The organism is Paenibacillus agricola (assembly GCF_011440305.1).
GTDB lineage: Bacteria > Bacillota > Bacilli > Paenibacillales > NBRC-103111 > Paenibacillus_S > Paenibacillus_S agricola.
Genome location: NZ_JAAOIW010000009.1, coordinates 90,061 through 111,302, shown reverse-complemented (window position 1 = coordinate 111,302; position 21,242 = coordinate 90,061). Strand labels below are relative to the sequence as shown.

At 45.0% G+C, this 21,242-nt stretch carries 18 protein-coding genes and 1 pseudogene; 14 read left to right on the top strand and 5 right to left on the bottom strand.

From position 1 onward, the window contains the following. Positions 1-103 precede the first annotated feature (103 nt). The gene (locus G9U52_RS23005; RefSeq protein ID WP_166152984.1) at positions 104-2,074 is read left to right on the top strand and encodes an FAD-dependent oxidoreductase; all 1,971 of its coding nucleotides are present in this window, start codon (positions 104-106) and stop codon (positions 2,072-2,074) included. A 175-nt stretch (positions 2,075-2,249) separates the two neighbouring features. On the opposite strand, the gene G9U52_RS23000 is transcribed toward G9U52_RS23005, so the two are convergent. From G9U52_RS23000 to G9U52_RS41765, 3 genes and pseudogenes are all read right to left on the bottom strand, one after another. Further along, on the bottom strand, positions 2,250-2,501 hold the full coding sequence (locus G9U52_RS23000) for a helix-turn-helix domain-containing protein (RefSeq protein WP_166152983.1): 252 nt from the start codon (positions 2,499-2,501) through the stop codon (positions 2,250-2,252). Beyond that, positions 2,489-2,911 (bottom strand): hypothetical protein, encoded by a 423-nt coding sequence (locus tag G9U52_RS22995; RefSeq protein ID WP_375790280.1) that lies wholly within the window; start codon positions 2,909-2,911, stop codon positions 2,489-2,491. Before G9U52_RS22995 ends, G9U52_RS23000 begins: the two co-directional genes overlap by 13 nt. A 25-nt stretch (positions 2,912-2,936) precedes the next feature. Then, positions 2,937-3,128, bottom strand: a pseudogene (locus tag G9U52_RS41765) (MerR family transcriptional regulator); the annotation flags it as partial. Between the two features lie 125 nt (positions 3,129-3,253). Between G9U52_RS41765 and G9U52_RS22985 the strand changes: the two are divergent. Continuing rightward, positions 3,254-4,012, top strand: a complete 759-nt coding sequence (locus G9U52_RS22985) for an SDR family NAD(P)-dependent oxidoreductase (protein WP_166153171.1) — start codon at positions 3,254-3,256, stop codon at positions 4,010-4,012. A 194-nt stretch (positions 4,013-4,206) separates the two neighbouring features. Here the strand turns inward: G9U52_RS22985 and G9U52_RS22980 are convergent, their stop codons facing one another. Beyond that, a complete protein-coding gene (locus tag G9U52_RS22980) occupies positions 4,207-5,289 on the bottom strand; it encodes a stalk domain-containing protein (protein ID WP_166152980.1) in 1,083 nt (360 codons plus the stop codon). A gap of 155 nt (positions 5,290-5,444) precedes the next feature. Here G9U52_RS22980 and G9U52_RS39325 point away from each other — a divergent pair, with 155 nt between their 5' ends. Beyond that, positions 5,445-5,630 carry a hypothetical protein gene (locus G9U52_RS39325; RefSeq protein WP_207953152.1) on the top strand — a complete coding sequence of 62 codons (186 nt, stop codon included), beginning with the start codon at positions 5,445-5,447 and terminating at the stop codon, positions 5,628-5,630. A gap of 63 nt (positions 5,631-5,693) precedes the next feature. Here G9U52_RS39325 and G9U52_RS22970 read toward each other — a convergent pair whose 3' ends face one another. Next, positions 5,694-6,587 carry a helix-turn-helix transcriptional regulator gene (locus tag G9U52_RS22970; RefSeq protein WP_166152979.1) on the bottom strand — a complete coding sequence of 298 codons (894 nt, stop codon included), beginning with the start codon at positions 6,585-6,587 and terminating at the stop codon, positions 5,694-5,696. Between the two features lie 212 nt (positions 6,588-6,799). Between G9U52_RS22970 and G9U52_RS22965 the strand changes: the two genes are divergently transcribed. The 11 genes from G9U52_RS22965 (at position 6,800) to G9U52_RS22915 (ending at position 21,239) form a co-directional block, all read left to right on the top strand. Next, positions 6,800-8,749 (top strand): glycoside hydrolase family 127 protein, encoded by a 1,950-nt coding sequence (locus G9U52_RS22965; RefSeq protein ID WP_243767506.1) that lies wholly within the window; start codon positions 6,800-6,802, stop codon positions 8,747-8,749. 136 nt (positions 8,750-8,885) lie between these two features. Next, complete coding sequence (locus tag G9U52_RS22960) at positions 8,886-11,123, top strand: helix-turn-helix domain-containing protein (RefSeq protein WP_166152978.1); 2,238 nt, start codon at positions 8,886-8,888, stop codon at positions 11,121-11,123. Positions 11,124-11,451: 328 nt separating this feature from the next. Continuing rightward, positions 11,452-12,543, top strand: coding sequence for an amidohydrolase family protein (locus G9U52_RS22955; RefSeq protein ID WP_166152977.1), 1,092 nt, complete (start codon positions 11,452-11,454; stop codon positions 12,541-12,543). Positions 12,544-12,568: 25 nt separating this feature from the next. Continuing rightward, positions 12,569-12,973, top strand: a complete 405-nt coding sequence (locus G9U52_RS22950; RefSeq protein WP_166152976.1) for a Rieske (2Fe-2S) protein — start codon at positions 12,569-12,571, stop codon at positions 12,971-12,973. Between the two features lie 16 nt (positions 12,974-12,989). Next, entirely contained in the window at positions 12,990-13,919 is a 930-nt protein-coding gene (locus G9U52_RS22945) for an ABC transporter permease (RefSeq protein ID WP_166152975.1), read from the top strand. A gap of 17 nt (positions 13,920-13,936) precedes the next feature. Beyond that, positions 13,937-14,797 (top strand): carbohydrate ABC transporter permease, encoded by an 861-nt coding sequence (locus G9U52_RS22940; RefSeq protein ID WP_166152974.1) that lies wholly within the window; start codon positions 13,937-13,939, stop codon positions 14,795-14,797. 73 nt (positions 14,798-14,870) lie between these two features. Then, a complete protein-coding gene (locus tag G9U52_RS22935) occupies positions 14,871-16,388 on the top strand; it encodes an extracellular solute-binding protein (RefSeq protein WP_166152973.1) in 1,518 nt (505 codons plus the stop codon). A 55-nt stretch (positions 16,389-16,443) separates the two neighbouring features. Beyond that, on the top strand, positions 16,444-17,853 hold the full coding sequence (locus tag G9U52_RS22930) for a hypothetical protein (RefSeq protein ID WP_166152972.1): 1,410 nt from the start codon (positions 16,444-16,446) through the stop codon (positions 17,851-17,853). A 58-nt stretch (positions 17,854-17,911) separates the two neighbouring features. Further along, positions 17,912-18,982: a M24 family metallopeptidase gene (locus G9U52_RS22925; RefSeq protein ID WP_166152971.1), complete on the top strand. Its 1,071-nt coding sequence runs from the start codon at positions 17,912-17,914 to the stop codon at positions 18,980-18,982. A gap of 56 nt (positions 18,983-19,038) precedes the next feature. After that, entirely contained in the window at positions 19,039-20,241 is a 1,203-nt protein-coding gene (locus G9U52_RS22920) for an NAD(P)/FAD-dependent oxidoreductase (protein WP_166152970.1), read from the top strand. Further along, complete coding sequence (locus G9U52_RS22915; RefSeq protein ID WP_166152969.1) at positions 20,238-21,239, top strand: proline racemase family protein; 1,002 nt, start codon at positions 20,238-20,240, stop codon at positions 21,237-21,239. Before G9U52_RS22920 ends, G9U52_RS22915 begins: the two co-directional genes overlap by 4 nt. Positions 21,240-21,242: the final 3 nt, after the last annotated feature.

Here is a 21,242-nt window from a genome sequence, read left to right as displayed (position 1 = left end):
ACTTGTTTCTCTGTAACCGTTAGTTTTAAGGTTGCCTGCGGTTCTTTTATGTGGTCAAATATAAGATAGTACATACAGCTTTTTAAATTAGGAGGCGAGTCAAATGAACTACAAAGCCGATGTTGTCGTTGTAGGCGGAACCCCCAGCGGGATTGCTTGCGCCATAAGATGTGCCAGAGAGGGATTGGATGTGATATTGGTCAACCTCAGCAATCACTTGGGAGGCATCATGAGTTCGGGACTTGGCGTAACGGACACGCTTTATGACGGCTTTCGTGCACCTGTTTATGAAACGTTTATTCAAAAAGTTCGGGACTATTACAAAGCAACCTACGGCGAACAATCGAAGCAATATGCGGCTTGTTATTCCAAGCGGAAGCTGCATTTCGAGCCGCATGTGGCCGAACACGTGTTGACGGGCCTGGTACAAGCCGAGAGCCGTATAAAGGTGCTACACCGTTATTATCCTGTGTCCGTCGAGCGGTCGGGTCGCAAGCTGCTGGCTGTGAATGTGCGCAGCTTTGATGACGAGCCATCCCTCAAGCTGGAAGCAGACTCTTTTGTTGATGCAAGCTACGAAGGGGACCTTGCCGCTGCCGCCGGAGTGGAATGTAAAGTCGGTAGAGAAAACCGCGACAAGTACAATGAACCGCATGCGGGCAAAATATTCACCGGTCAAAGCGGTTTATTTTCGCGGGATGCGACGGCAGGATTGTTGAATTTGGAACCTTTTTCAACGGTATCGCAGCACATTTTTGCGGGCAGCACCGGGGAAGGGGACAACGCCTTGCAGGCCTACAATTTCCGCGTTTGCTTGACGTGCGATCCCGAGAACCGGGTATATCCTTCGAAGCCGGATTCGTATGATAAAACCCTTTACCTGGGACTGGTGGAGAAGCCGGATGAAAACCGGGGAACAACGTTTGTGTTAAGAAGCCATTTAATGCTGAGCGACGGCAGTTGGGGACTGAGCAGCCATATTCCGAACGACAAGCTGACGTGGAACGATCCTCTACTGCTGGGTGCCCAGCTTGAATATCCGAATGCTGATTGGTCTCGCAGAAATGAAATCATTCGCGAGCACGCCGACTTTGCATTGGGTATGCTGTATTTCCTGCAGAACGATGAAGCGGTGCGGCCGGATGTCCGGAGGGAGGCACTGCACTGGGGCCTTCCCAAGGATGAATTTGCAGAAAACGGACATTTTCCGTATGAATTGCTGGTACGCGAAGGAAGGCGTATAGCAGGGCGTTATATCTTTACGGAGCATGACGGGACTCTTGCCCCAGGTCTGAACAGGACGCCGGTTCATTATGATTCCGTAGCTATCGCGGAATGGCCGATCAGTTCGCACGATTGTACGGCGGACAGACGTCCCGGAAGCTTTAATGACGGAGTGCTGATGTTGTCTGAGTCAACCCGTCCTTCGCAAATTCCGTACCGATCTTTGCTACCAAAAGATATTGATAACCTGCTGGTCACGGTGTGTTTGTCCTGCTCACATGTCGGATGGGGCACCCTGCGGCTTGAACCGGTGTTCATGCACGTGGGAGAATCTGCCGGATATGCGGTTGCTTTGGCTACCGAGCTGGGAACAATGCCAGGCAAGCTGGATGCGGACACGTTGGTTCGAAGATTGGCGGATAACCGAGTGATGGTCAGCTTTTTTAATGAATTTGATATGTTGACTGGGCAGGATTGGGTTCCGGCTGTACAATATTTTGGAACGAAAGGATTTTTCTGCGGTTACGATGCGATACCTGAGGAGCTTCTGGACCGTCATAGTGCGGGTATATGGGCGAAGGCGTTCGGCAGTTTGCTGGCCGGCAGCTTGAATCCTTTAGAGACAGCCCGGAAGCTATATCAAGAGCGGTTGCAGACGGAGGTTGCCGATCCTGTGAGCGGTCAGCAATTGCGGCAGTATTTGGAGCAAGAGCTGCTAGCCCTCAATCTGGAGGGGGTGTGGCTGGATTCTATAAAGGAAAACGCCGCTCCATTGCGCAGAGGCGAGGTTTGCTTGTTGTTATACAGGTTGCTATCTAATATTTCAAAACAACCTCAAACTCTGTTTTAGAGAGAGTGGACTGCAATTTTACATCCAATACAGAGTTAAGATAACCAGTCGATTTGGCTGGTTTTTTTGTTCTTAAATCCGTCTACAAATACCTACGGAGGCAAATAGCGAGAGGTGGAAGACAGGCTTAATAGAACCGGGAAGAGTGGTTTTATTAAGCCCTCTTTCTCTTGTGTTAGGATTTTCTGTGCTTCAGCAGAGCGGATGGCGGATCTCCCGTCACCTTCTTGAACACCCGGTTGAAATAGGTGGGTTCACAGAATCCAAGATAATCGGAGATTTCGGCGATCTTCATATCCGAACGCAGCAGCAAATCCCGGGCAACTGCGACACGATGCTGATGCAAGTACTCAATCGGGCTTTGTCCGGTCACTTCCTTGAAAATGCTGGAGATATAATTGGGAGTCAGATTAACTAGCTCGGCCAATTGACCGTTTTGATGTCTTCCTTGAAGTGGGACTGGATATAATCCTCGATCTCGGTAGCGATAAGCCGCTTGTGCGCAGGAATATCCTGCTGTCCAAGCTCAAGCAGCAGGGAGCCGTACAATTCTATAACCATGCCTTGGCATATAAATTCATGTAATGGCAATTTGGTGATCCAAGTCTGGTAAAGCTGGCTGAAGCGTTGACGGAAATATTCAAACTTGCGTGTTTTGAACAACCGGTATCCCTTCATAGGGTCTACGGCATGCATGGGATGGCCTTCAGGAAACTTCAGAGCAAAGTGGGCGGAATATTTCTGATGTGGTGGGTAGGGACCGTTGGAGCCGGATCGAACCGTTCCCGGATAAGTAATCAGTATATCTCCCTTGCCGAGCTTCCGCTGTATGCCCACCTTCTAAGACGTATTGCGCATACTTTTTGATTTGGACAATGGGCATTTGGGCTTCTTTAAGCTTGAGTACGAATTGTAGCCATTGGAGATGTAAATCGCTGTAAACTCGATTTCCTTGGGAATTGCGATCCGGCTTAACGATTTGCTCTCGCTCGTAATAGCGCAGGGTGTATGTGCTGAGGTCCAACAAGTTGGCAAGCTGACTAACAGAATACATGCGGTGTCTGGTCTCCTTTGCGGAATCAACGATCCGCTCGAACGTAGTTTGAAAATAGTTTGACTTAGAGTTAACTGTAATGAGTATAATTCTTAATTGAGAGGAAAAAAAAAGGAGGAATCATGATGAGATACACCGTCATTACAGGTGCCAGCTCTGGGATCGGATATGAAACAGCACTCGCATTCGCAGCGCGCGGCAAGAACTTGATTATCGTTGCCCGCAGGTTGGAGAATTTGGAAGAGCTGCAGTCTCGAATTCAGCAGATGTATGCTGACGTTCAAGTGGTCATTCGAACAACGGATCTATCCATTTCCGGTAATGCGCTCAAACTTTACGAAGATCTAAAGGCGTATCAGATTGAAACGTGGATCAACAATGCGGGTTTCGGCAACTTCGCTTCGGTCGGCGAGCAAAATCTGGACAAGATCCAAGCTCTGCTGCATCTGAACATCGAGACGCTCACTCTACTCAGCTCACTCTACGTTCACGACTACGCCTCAGCGGAAGGAACGCAGCTCATTAATATTTCATCGGGCGGCGGATATACAATAGTGGGCAATGCGATCACCTATTGCGCGAGTAAATTCTATGTCAGTGCATTTACGGAAGGCCTTGCCCATGAACTGAAAGCGAGTGGCGCAAAAATGAAGGCGAAGGTGCTGGCTCCGGCTGCGACCGAAACGGAATTCGCCAAACGCTCGATGGATCTGGAGCAGTTTGAATATACAGGTATCGTTCCGAAGTTCCACACGGCAGAGCAAATGGCCGGATTCTTGCTGGAACTGTATGACAGCGACAAAGTGGTTGGCATCGTCGATGGTTATAAATATAACTTCGAATTGAAAGACCCAATTTTTCCGTATGTGGCAATGATTAGATAAGCGCGAAACGCAAACGGGGGCTGGCGAGCGTCTACTGTAGCCAAGAGCAAGACCTTGACACGGAACATATGCTCGGTCTTGTGGTTAGGAATATTCTGTATTGTGTTCACGGGAAATATTATGACGTTTTATGAAAAATAAAAAAAGCCATGAAATTCAATGGTGGTTGATTTTCATGGCTGCTGAGCAATCGTTTATCTTCTAGCGTTGAAGCCGATAAAAGCTTTCGTGTTGAAATCGAACACAGCTGTCAACGGTCCAAGCAACTCGTCTTGGTCCGTGTTGTAAGTAACCGTCACAAAATTGCCGTTCGCTGCTTGAACGTCTGTGAGCAATTTCTTCTGCTCGTCTGTGGAAGCCAAGACGCCAACTTCTTTAGAGGAAACAATTTGGACGGCTGCTTCGTCTTGCTTCGTCGTAATATGGGCCACTTGTTCCTTCACTTGCGACCATGCCAAGTTGCGGTATTCCTGCGCTGAATCTGGCGACATTTTCGGAGTGCCCGTTATAGGCGCTTGAGCCTGAACAACGAGGAGGAACACAGGGCTTTGCGGAGGTAGGCTTTTCGTTTCAAATGGACCGTAGTAGGCTTTTACTTTCGTGTCGGCTTTCAGGTCCTCCCATTTCACGGATTCGCCTTGAGACGTCATGACGCGAGTTTCTTTACCGCCGTTAAGTACCAAACTGTCGCCTAATTGAACTTGCCAGCCATCATCCGTATGTTTCACTTCTTTGATTATATCTTCTTTGACCGAGCGATCTGCGTGAACGTTAATGCTTATAGCTTGCGCTTGGCCCGGATAGCTCATCGCCATTGCTGGCCCGAACTCGGCGTCTATTTGAGTACCAGCTTTAAGATCGGCTGCAGTTAGCATCTTACCGTCTAGGCTTTTGATGGCAGTCGATTTGTCTACGGTTAAAATGACCCATGTGCTGCCGAGCAGCTCGATGCGGGTATTACCATCTTCCTTAGCCTGTACGCTTACGATCACACCGGAAGCACGCATCAAGTCAGCCGCTTCGTCCAGTTCGATCTCTTTGTTCGCTTCATCGTAATTTACCGTATATCCAAGCTTAGCCGCAGCATCGCGTACTGGGATATATGCTTTTCCATCGATATAGACAGGCGTAAGTGTGCTGTCTTGTCCGTTAACAAGAACCTTTACATCTTTTTGTAAGTAGCCTGTAACCCTTTCTACCAAATCTTCTGCTCCAACTACAGCCGTCGTGCCGAGTATCCCAGCCAAAGTTAATAATACAGTTAGTTTCTTCTTCATATTATTATGCTCCTTCTGATGTTAAAATTTTAGCCAATCATGTTGACAATCCATCAGACGGTAGTCGGTTCGAATAGGTTGCAGTTGTCCAAAATTATGTTGCAAGATTTACGCACTCTGGAGCTGTAAGGCTGCACCTCTCCTTTTTCCATCCCATGATCTCGCTTGGTCCCTTATTTCAAATTAAAGGCAATCATCCCGATTTTATTTCCCAGCTGATTCTCGCCGGCTCCCTTGGCATCGGTAGAATTAATGGAGTAGACGAGACAGCGCTGCAGGTGGCGAGTGGCGAACATGCCGTAGCCATAACCGGGTCTTGCACCGGTTTTTTCCAAGAATAGGCATAAGTCTAGTGTAACTACTGGACTTTAGTCTGACCAATATCACATTTATTTTCCATTTCCTCACTTGTTGTTCAAATGAGTTAAGTAATAAGCATTACGGAATTTCGTGGGAGTCATTTTCTCATAATTTTTAAACAGCCTCATGAAATATTTCTCGTCATGTATGCCAACTGCCTTGGCAATTTCTTTAACACTCATAGTAGTACGCGAGAGCAGTTCTTTGGCTTTTGATATTTTCTGAACATGTATCCATTCATTTAATCGAACCCCCATCTTCTGCTTGAAGATATGGGACAGGTATTCCGTATTGTAATTGAAAGCGCTGGCAATCGAGGAAGCAGAAATACTACTCGTCGAATGAAGACGAATCCACTCCAAAATTTCAGCCAAATTTCTATCGCCAAGTGACTTCATCTTAGCGGCATGTTCGTTTACGATCAGTTGCTCGGTCATTTCAATTAGCAGCGCAGTCAGCAAATAATGGACCCCGCGAAAGGTATAATAATTAGAATTCACCAAATGTTGGATCTGATGAAATAAAATATGGATTCTTTCAATATAGGGAGGTGAGGAATAAAGAGGAATTAAGACAAATGGATGTAAGTTGAGCGATTCAGGCTGCGTTGTAATAATGTTGACGTCAGCGCCCAAGCTGCTATCCTCGAGAATTTCAAATAATCCGCGACATTTGAAGTGGATCCAGCTGAAGGAAATGTTCTTGGAACACATAGCATAGCCTTGATGAGTTCGAAAGGGAAGCAGGAATAGCACGTCTCCCGGCTTGACCTCGTATTGAATGTCATCCTGTTGAATGTATAGGGTTTCCTTGATACCGATAATGATCTCAAAGCTGTCTATATTCCGTTTCGAATGGATCCAGGATACATCAGAAATAAATTGTCCCCCTGATAAATACTCGATCGGCTGATCTATACTGGCCTTAAGATACAACATGGCACCAGTTCTCCTTTGTATTGAATAGTTTGATTTTATCATGCTTCCTACAAATTGAATACCTAGGTTTTATCCACCTATTCTGACGTTTGGGTTACTGACTAGAAGGAAATTACAATGATATAATGGTTTTGGCAATGAAAGCGCTTTATTAATGCCGATAATTACTTTATAAGGTTTTGTTTACTTTGACAAGGAGGGGATTTGAAGAAATGAAAAAGACACACGCGATTTCGATGAAGCAAGTAACGATTAATGATTTATTTTGGGGCAAGCAGCAAAAGCTTATCCTCGAAAACGTTATTCCGTTTCAGTGGGGGGCATTGAATGATGCCATTCCCGATATTGAACCAAGCCATGCGATTGAAAATTTTCGCATTGCAGCGGGAGAGAAGCAGGGGGATTATTACGGACGCGTGTTTCAGGACAGCGATTTGGCTAAATGGCTTGAAACCGTAGGTTATGCTTTAACTTTGCAAAAGGATGAAGCATTGGAACAACTAGCCGATAAAGCGATCGAATTAATAGGTCGGGCGCAGCAGCCTGACGGATATCTTAACACCTACTTTACGGTATCCAAGCCAGGGCAGCGCTGGACGAATCTGCGGGACGATCATGAGCTTTACTGCGCTGGCCACATGATTGAAGCAGCTGTTTCCTATTATGAAGCAACAGGGAAGTCTAGGCTTCTTGATATCGTAATCCGTTTTGTCGAGCATATTTCTTCGGTATTGGGTGCTGAGCCTGGCAAAAAAAGAGGGTATCCGGGCCACCCGGAAATCGAGCTAGCCTTAATGAAGCTGTATCGGGTAACAGGCGATAAGCGGCATCTGGAATTGTGCAGCTATTTCGTCGATGAACGTGGGCAGCATCCACATTTCTTCGATCTGGAGGCGGACGAGCGCGGGGATGCCGTCAAGCTGCATAGGGGAAGGTATCCCTATAGCTATTCCCAATCCCATTTGCCAGTAAGAGAACAGCTTGCAACGGATGGACATTCGGTCCGGGCGATGTATCTTTACAGCGGTATGGCGGATCTGGCTGCAGAATTGGGAGATGCCAGCTTGTTTAATGCCTGCAGGGAGCTTTGGAGCAATCTTATTGGAGCGCGGATGTACATTACCGGGGGGATTGGCTCAAGCGAGTATGGTGAAGCCTTCACCTTTGATTACGATTTGCCTAATGATATTGCCTATGCTGAAACCTGCGCATCCATCGGCTTGGTGTTCTGGGCCCATCGCATGCTTCAATGTGACACAAGGAACGAATATGCGGATGTCATGGAGCGCGCTTTGTACAATGGTGTCATGAGCGGAATGTCTTTGGATGGCAAGAAATATTTCTATGTCAATCCGCTTGAAATCTGGCCTGAATCCTGTGAATTGAGGGAGGACAGGAAGCGGAGCAGGCTGAAAACAACCCGTCAGCATTGGTGGGGCTGCGCTTGCTGTCCGCCTAATATTGCCCGCTTGGTCGCTTCACTAGGCGATTATATTTATTCCTACAACCCCACGAATCGGGAATGGTTTGTGCATCTTTATATGGGCAGCAAGGTAGTCCAGCTCTTGGATGGCCAGCACGTGGAGCTGTCACAAACAACGAATTACCCGTGGGATGGCAACGTGGATTTCAGTATATCGATGGAAGGCCAGAGTGAATTTACATTAGCACTCCGGTTGCCTGGCTGGTGCCGCAGCGCACAACTATGGGTGAACGGAGAAGCAATGGAGATATCCGAATCTAGTGTAAATGGTTATGTTAAGCTTCACAGAAGCTGGACAAATGGGGACTGTGTCAAGCTTGCGCTTGACATGCCAATTGAAATCATTCGCGCCATTCCCAAGCTCAGAGCAGCAGCCGGAAAAGCTGCGCTCCAACGGGGACCGATTGTATTTTGCCTCGAGGAAACGGACAACGGAGCCAATCTTCCGGATATATGCCTTTCGTCCGAGCCGAAGCTAACCGCTCATTATGAGGAGCAGACCTTGAACGGAGTATCTGTTATTACAGGAGCTGCGTTTCGTTCTGATCCCACGTCGGCTGACGGTCAACTATACAGCACAGCTCCAACAAAGAAAGTACCTGTTCAAATTAAGGCCGTCCCCTATTTTGCGTGGTGCAATCGTGAGCCGGGCGAGATGCAGGTATGGATCCGGGAATAAGGGCTGGCTTCAACAACGCAGTTAGGTTGTACCATTCACAATGTCTTAAAGAGGATTGCTAGCTGTGAGTCGTTATTGATATCGAATCGTCCAATCATCATCACGATCCGTTACTTGAACGAGGGGAGTGTAGCATATGCCTAAATACTTCAAAAAACTGCTTTTATTTAGCACGGTTCTTGTTTTATTGCCTATTATTATTTGGGGTATCTATTCTTATTTCCAATTGTCCGAATCGATTATTAAAAAATTTTCATTGCAAAACAAACAAAGCTTATATCAATCCCACTTAAAAGTAGAACAGGTATTGGAAACCATTGACTATTTAGTAACGCAGTATATGCTGTCTCCCTCGTTTCGGTTTGTTGATCGCTCTCTAGGTGTTCCTGAATTTGTAGAGATAAGGGAGCTATTAGATGGAATGCTGAAGCTCCCGGTAAAGCGTCTCGGGGTTGAAAGCTTTGTTTTATTAAACAAAGAGAAAAAATGGATCATTTCAAACGAAGGTTTTGAGCTCTTTAGCCAATCCGATAAGCCCGATGTATTTGAACAATATAACAATTTACCCTATACATCTATGTGGACCCATAATACTGCCGACAATAAGACAATTGATTTGGTGAAAAAAATCCCCATATTAACCAATTCAAATGACCCCAAAGGCCAAATTGTGATGAAACTCAACAAGTCCAAAATTAATGATCTGCTGTTGCAGGAAGTCACCTTCGGCGATTTTTATATTTTTGATCAAAGCCTCCAGCTCATAGTCAGCAATAACACTAATACAGGAAAAGCTAAAGAAATCATGGCTCTATTTGGCCAGAAGGAAATTCAAATGCATGGGGATATGACCATACATATCGGGAACAGCGACAATATGATTAATTATCGCAAATCCGCTTATAACAATTGGCTTTATGTGTCAACCTTTTCAATGAGTGATGCAACGAGTGATCTCAATAAAATGGCAAGGATAACCATTCTATTTTGCCTTTTAATAGTAATGGTGATGAGTATTATTATTATTGTGGGAACTCGGAAAATGTACAATCCCATTCGCAAAATTTTTGAATTATCTAAAAGAGAAACAAACACCAACACCGGGATAGGCAAGGATGAATTTCTATATATTGAGAAACGTATGGATACATTAATGAAAGCGCAATTAAAGCTAAGCACCCAATTAGAAAGCCAAACCAAATATTTATCAAGCTCTTTTTTATTGAAATTGCTCTTAGGACTTGTACAATCCAATGAACTGGAGAAGCAGGAATATATGTCTCAGCATTCTTGGAAGAGGCTTGCTGTTATAAGCCTGCAGATCGATTCTGCGGAAGTCAGAGGTTATAGCGAACGGGACCGCCATTTAATTTTATTCGCTATGGATAACATCACTTTGGAACTGGTACCGCCATGTCAATGTATAGGAACTATGGTTATAGACCAGACTCAGGTGACTATTCTTGTTGGCCAGCAGGAGACGGAACAGGAATTTAAAATGCATATCAACCGTTTAGCGAATATGATCAGAAACTCGATATATAGTTATTTGAAAATAGAAGTAAGTATTGGAATAGGTGGCATATATGCTGAAAAAAATTCGATTTCAAAATCGTATAAGGAATCTTTGGAAGCATTGAATTACCGAATCAGGCTAGGTTCTAACGTAATTTTGCATCTGGATGAAATTATTAATCCAGCCACACATGAGTTTGTATACCCGCAAAATCTGGAGGAACAATTAACATATTCCATAAAGATGCTGGATTACACAGAATCGAAAATCATTTTGAATCAATTTCTTAAAGAAGTAACCGAGAAAAATATGACTTATGGCGAATTTCAGTTTGTGATGCTTCAATTAATTTCTTCCTTAACACGTATTATTCATGAGCAAGGCCAATCTATTCAAGAAGTCACTGGAAAGAATGTAACAGTTGAGCATCTTTTCTTACTTCACTCGAAGGATGAAATTTGTGATTGGTTGTATCATTCTATGATTAGGCCTACGATTCATTTTTTTGAGAATTCCCGGGGAACTCAGTCTGACAATCTCACGGAAGCCATAACACAAATTATTCACAATGATTTCGAGTCGGGAATTACGTTGGAGTATTGTGCTGCACAAGTTAATTTTCATCCGAGTTATGTGAGCAGAGTGTTTAAAAAGGAAATGGGCATAAGCTTCAGCGAATATGTGGATAATCACCGTCTCAAGATGTCAGAGGAATGGTTGATTCAGACGGATATGAATATTTCCGAAATATCCGAGCGATTTAAATACAACAGCTCTGCTGCGTTCATTCGATATTTCAGAAAAATGAAAGGGATGACACCAGGAGAGTTTCGAAAAAGGCATCAGCTAGCTAAATAAACAATGGCATCAGGAACTGTTAATCTATTTGGCAGTTTCTTTGTTGTAGGATGGATACCCAAATGGACGGATAGTCTGTAAAAAGGATATGTTGAAGTCATACGAAGGATGTTTTTCATGGGAAACCCTTATGGGACGGGGAATATTTAATAAATGTGGGTGTAAATATTGGGATATATACAACGGTATTTCCCGTTGCTATGATTTGGGTAATTCATACCCCGATGTTGAGAGGGATGCAGCATGGAGGATTCATGGAACCCTTGTCCCATCTCCCCCAGCGGATGGGATGCCGAGAGGCTATTGAAATAAAAGGAGGAATGATTCAATGGACAAACAGCTTGAAAAGGAGAAAGTAAGGTCAAAAGTCAAGACAGGGATCGTGGATTGTGATGTTCACATAAGCCCGAGGAATAAGGACGAAATACGCTCGTACATGAAGCCGCCTTGGAGCTATAGGTACAGCGGTGGAGGCCGTGGAGGGTTATTCGGTACGCCAGCGCCTTCACATCCGATGCGGCTTGATGCTATACCCCCTAATGGAGGCCCAACGGGCAGTGATCCAGATTTTCTTCGTGAGCAGCTGATTGATTTATATGGCATCGATTATGCGATTCTATTACCCCGTTCATTTTGCAACCTGCAGCCGGATCCCGATTTTGCAACCGCTATAGCAGCAGCCTACAATGATTGGATTGCTGATACATGGCTAAGTAAATACAATCATGATGGTGTGTTCAAAGGCTCGATTACGATTGCCCATAATGACCCTTTCGCGGCAGCTAAGGAAATTGAACGTTGGGCTGGACATCCCCATTTTGTTCAAGTGATGACGGATTCTGGTGCCAGGGCTCCATTTGGACAACGTCAGTATTATCCGATATACGAAGCTTGTGAAAAGCATGGACTCCCCTTCGCGCTTCATCCTGGTACGGATGGTATGGGGATCAATATTCAATCAAGTCCCGGTTATCCGACACACTATATTGAGTGGCATACCTCCCATTCTTTAACCTTCCAGGCCCACTTAATCAGTTATCTCACAGAAGGGGTTTTTGAAAGGTTTCCGAACTTGAAGATCGTACTGGTAGAAGGAGGTGTGGCGTGGCTGCCCACGATGCTGTGGCGTCTTGATCAGGAGTTTAAGGCACTACGCTACGAAGTACCTTGGTTAACGAAAAAACCAAGTGAATATTTGCGAGACCATGTCCGCATTACTTCTCAACCCTTGGAGCGTCCCGATAATGATGAGCATTTAATGCAGGTGCTCGAAATGATGGATGCCGAGCATATTTTGATGTTTTCAAGCGATTATCCGCACTGGGATTTTGATTCCCCTACTCGGGCTTTTCCTAAATTGCCAGATGCCATGCGTCAACGTATTTTTTCACAAAATGCTCTTGATCTCTATAAACTTTGATCGCTAACGGAGGGAAGAATGTGATATGGCAGACCATACCATTGGAACGGTGGCAGATATACCGCAAGGAACACGCAAAATCGTAGTGTTAGAAGGGATCAAGATTGGCGTCTTTAATATCACGGGGAAATTTTATGCAGTAAAAAATACGTGCCCCCATCAAGGCGCTCCGCTATGCGAGGGCTCTATAACTGGAACCATTCTACCATCCCCTCCCGGTGAATATGTGTGGGGGAGAGATAATGAAATCCTTCGTTGCCCTTGGCACGGATGGGAATTTGATATTACGAATGGGAAGTCTCACTATAACCCGCATCAATGCTTTGTAAAAACTTATGAGGTAAGTATAGAGGAAGAGGAGATTGACACCGTTACCGTTGATACTTATCCAGTTAATGTGGAGCATGGAAAAGTTATAGTAACTGTTTAGCGAGGTGGAAATGACGATGGCCAATCCATATCCAGTAAAAAGAAAACCGTTTTTTTTTCATCTTTTGAAAGATCGCTGGCTTTATGTATTCCTTGCGCCAGGCATCGTTTATTTCTTACTGTTTAAGTATGTTCCTATGTGGGGAGTATTGATGGCATTTAAGAACTATCAGCCTCATGCAGGATTAATGGCAAGCAATTGGGTCGGGCTCAAGCATTTCATCCGTTTCTTTTCTGAGCCCACCTTTTTTAAGCTATTTGGCAATACAATGTGGATCTCTGTACTGGACCTCATTATTTTTTTTCCGGTCACCATTATTCTTGCCCTTTTACTTAATGAAATCCGGCATCAGTTTTTTAAGCGTACGATGCAGACTTTAATTTATTTGCCCCACTTTCTTTCATGGGTTGTGGTAGTGGGCATTTTTTATATTTTTTTTACTACAGAGGGCGGGCTTATCAATGAGTTGATTGCTGCTTCTGGTGGACAAAAGGTTAACTTTTTGATGAGCGATGAATGGTTCAGGCCGCTAATCATTACCCAATTAATTTGGAAAGATGCAGGTTGGGGGACGATTATCTTCCTGGCCGCTTTGGCGGGGATCGATCCCTCACTGTATGAAGCTGCACGGATGGACGGCGCTAACCGAATCAAGCAATTGTGGCATATTACCTTGCCGTCGATACGAAGCGTCATTATTATTTTGTTAATTCTTCGGATGGGGAATTTTATTGATTTGGGCTTCGAGCAAATATATTTGATGCTCAACGCATTGAATCGAAATGTTGGAGATGTGTTTGATACTTATGTATTTGTTGTGGGGCTTCAGCAGGGCCAGTTCAGCTATGCGGCGGCCGTCGGATTATTCAAATCCGTTGTCGGCCTGATACTAGTATTTGGATCCAATTTCTTGGCCAGAAAAATGGGGGAAGAAGGCATTTTTTAGTAAAGGTGGGACTCCGAATGGTCGAGGATCGAAGTTTACTTAGCCGAGTATTTGATATATTCAATTATTGCTTCTTAGTTATATTTTCGCTTGCTACATTCTTGCCATTTGTTTATGTGTTCATTCATTCCTTTTCTGCTAAATCAGGGATGCTGTGGCCGGCAAGCTTTTCGCTGGATGCTTACCGGTTTATTTTTTCCACCAATACGTTTATTAGAAGCTTGGGTGTTTCCGTCTATATAACGATTTTCGGGACAGCGATTAGTCTTATACTAACGTCTTTAATGGCGTACGCTTTATCCTATAAGCACCTAAAGGGACGTAGCCTTGTGCTTATAATGATCATATTCACCATGTTATTCCATGGGGGTATTGTTCCTATTTATTTTACGGTAAAAACGCTGGGAATGATCAATACCCTGTGGGCGTTAATGCTTCCTAATGCAATCAGCGCTTTTTATTTAATTATATTGAAAAGCTTCTTCCAAAACATACCCGATGAGCTGAAAGACTCTGCTAAAGTGGATGGAGCCCACGAGCTAACCTTATTGTTTAGAATTGTTATTCCCTTGTCATTACCAGCGATAGCGGCTTTTGGCCTCTTCTATTCCGTAGGTATTTGGAATCAATATTTCAATGCGGTGATGTTTATCCAAGACAATACGAAATGGCCGGTTCAGGTTTTGTTAAGGCAAATCGTTATTTTATCAAGTGGCGGGCTTGGTAATGATAAAGACTATTCAGATGAGCTAGCAATGTCTGCGCAAGGCATAAAGATGGCGGTTATTATTATTTCAACCTTGCCCATTATCATCGTCTATCCATTCTTGCAAAAGCATTTTGCCAAAGGGGTATTGTTAGGTTCGGTAAAAGGCTAAGCAACGTTGATTTAACCGATGGCTTTATCTGTTGGGTCATTTTTTAAACAAATAAAAATTAGGAGGGTTTGCATTGAAGAAAAAAACCATGTTAACAGCCTTGTTTTTGCCGGTTCTCTTGTGCTTGAGTACTGCATGCTCCAGTGAAAATGAGAGCGCTGACAGCCCTAAAGCACCGCCTACTCCTACCTTAGATAAGGGTGAAAAGGTTAAAGAAGATCCGCTTAAATTATCGATTATGATTGAGCCGCGCCCGGACACCGACCTTACTGGAATTGTGCCCATTATCGAAAAATACACGAATACAAAGCTAGATTTCCGTATCACTGCCAACTTGAATGACGTTTTGCCGGTAGCTATGGCTTCTGGCGATTTGCCAGATGTGCTGACGTTCGGAAATGCAGCAATGAGAGCACCCTATATGATCAATGCTATGAGGGGAGGCGTGATTTGGGATATTACTACCTTCATTGCTGACTACCCCAACTTAAAAGCTATTCATCCAAAGATCTACGAAAATATTTCTCTTGACGGAAAAATTTATGGGCTGCCAAGAGTAAGGCCAATATCTCGGGTCACGTTTGCTTATCGCCAGGATTGGCTGGAAAAGCTGGGATTGCCCGAGCCGAAAACAATCGATGATTATTACAATATGCTGCGCGCTTTCACTTTTAATGACCCTGACGGGAATGGTAAACACGATACCATTGGATTGACAGAATTGGGGACCGCAAACGTCGAACGCATTATGTCTATTCTATTCGGAGCCCCTAACAGATGGGGTGTAAAGCCCGATGGCTCCTTTGTTGGAACATGGGAAACGGAAGAATATTTAAATTCATTAAAATTTATGAGGAAATTGTATGCCGAAAAATTAATAAATCAAGATTTTCCTGTGCTTAAAGATCAACAGTGGAAAGATTTAATGCTGAATGGCGTAGCAGGTGTATATCCGCGACATATAGACGAAGCCTACTATTTCCAACAAAAAATGCCCGATGCCAAAATTGGAGTCATCAGCCAATTAAAAGGTCCGAATGGCGTTCGTACGACTGGTGAAAATGGAGCGAACGGAATCATTGCTTTTACAAAGAGTGGATTCAAGACAGAAAAGGATGTAAGAAAAGCACTTAAATTTTTTGATGACCTTGCCAGTAAAGAGATGTCCAACCTGTTTGCCTGGGGAGTAGAAGGACGGCACTACAAGATTGAAAACGGCAAGGCTGTTATGACTGATTTAGGCAAATATGGAAGCGAGCTTGAGCATTTAAGAAATCAACTGCTAGCCGTGCATGCAAATGTGAATGCCATACCAGGAAAATTAATCGAACTCGTTGAGAAAGGAGAGGCTCTCAAAGAAGATAATATTCAATATGCGGTATTCGATCCAACGCTGGCATTGATTTCCGCTACGCAAGCAGAAATCGGGACACAATTAAATACCATCATCGACGATGCGCTTGTAAAATTCATTATCGGCCAAATTGATGAGGCTGGCTGGAAAGCAGAAGTAGAGAAATGGCGTAAAGCGGGGGGCAGCAAAGTTGCCAAAGAATATGCAGACGAACAAGCAAAATTGAAGAAAAAGTAGTGTATGCGTCTATTCGGGGATAGCAACTTAAACCATCATTTCAGGAGGTTATTAAATGAGTAAGAAGATTATTGGTATACAGCTATCGAATCTAAGTATGCTGCATGAAGGACCTGAAAGCTGTCTGAGGTTTTTAAAGGATACCGCTAATATTAATGCGGCATTTATTTATGCGACAACCTATCAGATTTATCGATGGGATCGACACACAGACGGCTCGCAGGGATTGGCACCGGATCATCCTATCCCTTCTCCAGATTTTGATTATGGTGATATTGGCAATACCTTCTTCAAACCGAATCCCAAATACTTTACAGGAACCCCCATTTTCATGGAGGAAAGCGCAACCAAGCGATACGGGGATCGCGATTTATTGGCAGAGGCTATTGAGGCCGGGGACAAATTGGGCATTGATATTTATGGAAGATGCCTTGAGCCTGCACCGGCAGGCTTGGTACCCGGATGGCATGCGGTGATGTCGGAGGACTGCTTTGGCAGACCCGATCCGCATCCTTGCTGGAACAATCCGTATTATCAGCAGTGGTGGATGTCCATTACTGAGAATTTGATGAAGGATTATGCCGGTCTCGCCGGGTTCAAATACGGGGCGGAGCGGAGCGGTCCGTTGTCGACCACAATACTTAGAGGCCAGCTCCCGCTTTGCTTTTGCAGGTTTTGTCGGGAAAAAGGCGAGGAGTTGCGTATCGATTCGAATAAGGCCAGGGAAGGATATATCAAGCTGTACGAATACGTACATGGAATCAAGGAAGGTACTTCCAACATCAGGGATGGTGCCATGATCGGCGTCATCCGGTTGTTCCTCGAATACCCAGAGATACTCGCTTGGGAAAGGATGCAGATCCAAGCAGAGGAGCATATCAACGAGCTTATTTATGGAAATATACACAGTATCAAGCCTTCAGCCAAGTTCGGCATCCATGTGTACCATTGGCAATCATGGGATCCGTTCTATAGGGCGAATATTAATTATGAAAAAATGGCTAATTACACAGACTTCATCAAACCGGTGGTATACCATGATGTTTCTGGCATGAGGCTGAAGAAAGATATACAGTTCTGGAATGAAACCTGGATGAGGGAATTGGGTCCTCAGCAAACGCTGGATATGGTGTACGCCATGATGCAATATAACGATGCAGAGCTGCCCGAGTGGAATACGCTTGCAGAAGTGGGCTTTAACGAAAAATATGTGTATAACGAAGTGAAACGGTGTGTGGATGCTGTCAAGGGCAAATCTCTAGTGCTTGCGGGCATCGGCTTTGATGTTCCTTCGACGCATGCCGTAACCAGTAAAAGCCCAGAGGAAATAAGCGAAGGTGTATACCAATCCGTGTGTGCATCCTTTGATGCTGGGGCGGATGGCATTCTGATATCCAGGGAATCGGATGAAATGAGAAAAGTAAATCTCCAAGCAGCGGGCAAGGCCATAGAGAAGTATTTGTAAGGCTAGAGCAACCTAATTGGTGCGAGGCTGCATTTTAATAAAAGGGAGAATAAACGATATGGAATCGAAGCGTATCGAAAAAATTCGGGAGCAACTGAAGCTGCATGAGCTGGATGCTTTACTGATAACCAAGCGTTGCAATCGCAAATATGTATCGGGATTTACCAGTTCCGCTGGATGCGTGCTGATCACGAAAAGTGAAGCCATATTATTTACGGATTTTCGCTATCGGATTCAGGCGACTAAGCAAGCGGTCTTATACAAGGTGATTGAATATACCGGGCAACCAGAGACAATGCTCAGCAAGTGGTTGAATTCATTGCAGATCCATAGACTGGGGTTCGAACAAAGCGATGTTTCCTATGGTGCCTACTTGGCACTTCAAGGAGCATTTAACGGGGTTGAACTGGTTCCGACCCATCATTTAGTCGAACAACTGCGCTCCTACAAGGATGACTATGAACTGAAAATGATCCGTAAAGCCGTAGAGATTGCTGATATGGCATTCGAGCATATCCTTGGGATCCTGAAGCCTGGTATGTCGGAAAGAGCTGTAGCGGCTGAACTCGAATACTTTATCCGAAGGAATGGAGCACCTTCATCTGCCTTTCCCATGATTATCGCATCAGGAGTAAACTCCGCTTTGCCTCATGGCTATGCAAGTGAAAAGGTGATTGTAACCAACGAATTCATTACCATGGATTTCGGTGCTGAATACGAGGGATATCTCTCGGATTTGACTAGAACCGTGATTGTTGGACAGCCGACGGCCAAACACAAAGAAATTTATGGTATTGTTTTGGAAGCGAATCTTGCCGCAATACAGAATCTAAAACCAGGCATGTCAGGCGTGGAAGCGGATTCATTAGCCAGAGATATTATTTCCTATTATAATTACGGCGACTGCTTCGGACATGGATTGGGCCATGGAATCGGCTTGGAGATCCATGAGAAAGAACGTTTCTCCCAAGACAGCAGCATGGTGCTTGAGGCGGGTATGGTGATGACGATAGAGCCGGGCATCTATATTCCCGGCTGGGGCGGAGTGCGAATTGAAGACGATATTCTCATCACTCCAACAGGAATTGAAGTACTGACTCAAGCCAGGAAAGAGTTCATACTTATATAAATTCGACAGTGGGAAAAAAGCTGGACTAAGCTTGATGAAGCTCGAAAGAGGTGACAATGGGTGTGAAGTCCTTAACTGCAGATGTGGTAATTATCGGTGGGGGTATTATAGGTATGGCCATTGCTTACTATACAGCTAGTCAGGGAATGGACGTTACGGTAGTGGAACAGGGGGAAATAGCTGGTGGAACCTCTTCACGCTGTGACGGAAACATACTTGCGATCGATAAGGATCCGGGCTTTGACAGTCAAATGTCATTGAAATCGCAAGAACTGATTGCCGAACTGGTCTACAAGCTTGATGACGAGTTTGAGTATCGGGCGCCGGGAAGCATCCTTGTTTGCGAAAATGATCAAGAGATGGAAGCCGCTCAAAGCTGGGTCACTCGCCAGCAGGAGGCAGGTTTGCCGTTTCGTATGCTCGACCGTCAGGATTTACGCAGTGAGTGGCCTTATATGGCAGATGATTTGCTGGGAGGACTGGAGTGCGCAACGGATTCCACGGTTAATCCCGTTCTGTTAACTTATGCACTTGCTTCCAAAGCCAAAAAGCTTAGAGCAACTATTTTTACACATACTGCTGTAACGGGGATTGAATTGACGGTAAACAAAAGTGTTCAAGGTGTCCATACCAGTCAAGGATTTCTGAAAACAAAGCTGGTCATTAATGCGGCAGGTGTAGGATCCAAACACATCGGGCAAATGGTCGGAATCGATATTCCAGTAGAACCTAGAAAGGGACATATTCTGGTTTCAGCGAGGACACCGAATATCGGGAAACGAAAGGTGATGGAGTTTGGCTATCTGATCAGTAAGTTTGGTGGCAAGCGGCAGATCGATGAGAGCATGGAGAAATATGGAGTTGCTTTTGTATTTGAACCTACGGCATCGCAAAATTTTTTGATTGGCAGCAGCCGCCAATTTGTCGGATTCGATTCCAAAGTGGATTTAAAGGTGATCCGTGCTGTAGCACAAAGAGCTATCCGGTTTTTTCCGGCCATACGGGATATTCCAATGCTTCGCTCCTATGCGGGACTGCGGCCGTGGACGCCTGACCATCTTCCAATTGTCTCCCCTATTGCCGAGGTACCGGGCATGTATATTGCCTCTGGGCATGAGGGAGATGGGATCAGCCTGGCAGCGGTCACAGGCAAGCTTATAAGTGAAATGTTGCTTGGCTTGCCTTTGTGTATAGACGCGCAGCCATTGCGGTATGAACGATTTCAACAACAATCCTTGCGGCATGAGGTGCGGATATGAAGTTTTCGCAATTAATTACAACGATCGATACACATACCGGCGGCAATCCGACCCGTACGGTGACGAGTGGTGCCCCCAAGCTGAAAGGTCGAACGATGACCGAGAAAATGGTCTACATGTCGAAGTATCATGACGATTTTCGCAAAGCGCTGATGCTTGAACCACGCGGTCATGAAGTGATGTCGGGATGCATTGTAACCGAGCCCTGCGACCCCAGCGCGGATATAGGTGTCGTGTTTATCGAAACAGGCGGCTATCTGCCCATGTGTGGCCATGACACGATTGGATTATGCACGGCTTTAATCGAAGGGGGCCTATTTCCAGCAGATACAACCGTCATTCGGCTGGATACACCTGCAGGGCTGGTTGAAGCGAGGTTGAATAATGTCGGTGGTAAAGTAAAGCAGGTTACGTTTCGGAATGTCCCATCTTTTCTGTACGCCCGGGATGTGGAGGTAGTCGTGGATGGAATCGGTCCCGTATGTCTAGATATTGCGTATGGGGGCAATTTTTATGGAATTATCGATGCCCGGATGCTACAACTGCAGCTGAACCAGAGTAATGCTCATGCAATCATACGTTCAGCGGTAGACATCCGAAAAAAGGTGAACGAACAGATGACAATCGTTCATCCGGAAATTCCGGTTATCCGTGGTTTAACCCACATCGAGTTTTTTACAGATCCGCTGTCTCCCCTTGCGCATTGTCGCAATACGGTGGTAGTACCTCCGGGGGGGATTGATCGATCGCCCTGTGGGACTGGAACGGCAGCAAAGGTTGCAGTCTTATATGCCAAGGGAAAGTTGGCATTAGGCGAGGAGTTTGTTCACGAAAGCATCGTGGGTTCCTTATTTTATGCCAAAGCTTTGTATGAAGCTCAAGCAGGACATCTTCCTGCAATCGTTCCAGAAATAACCGGATCGGCATGGGTAACCGGATTCCACCAATTTGTGATCGATCAAGATGATGAGCTGAAGACGGGATTTTTTCTGCTTTAAAGT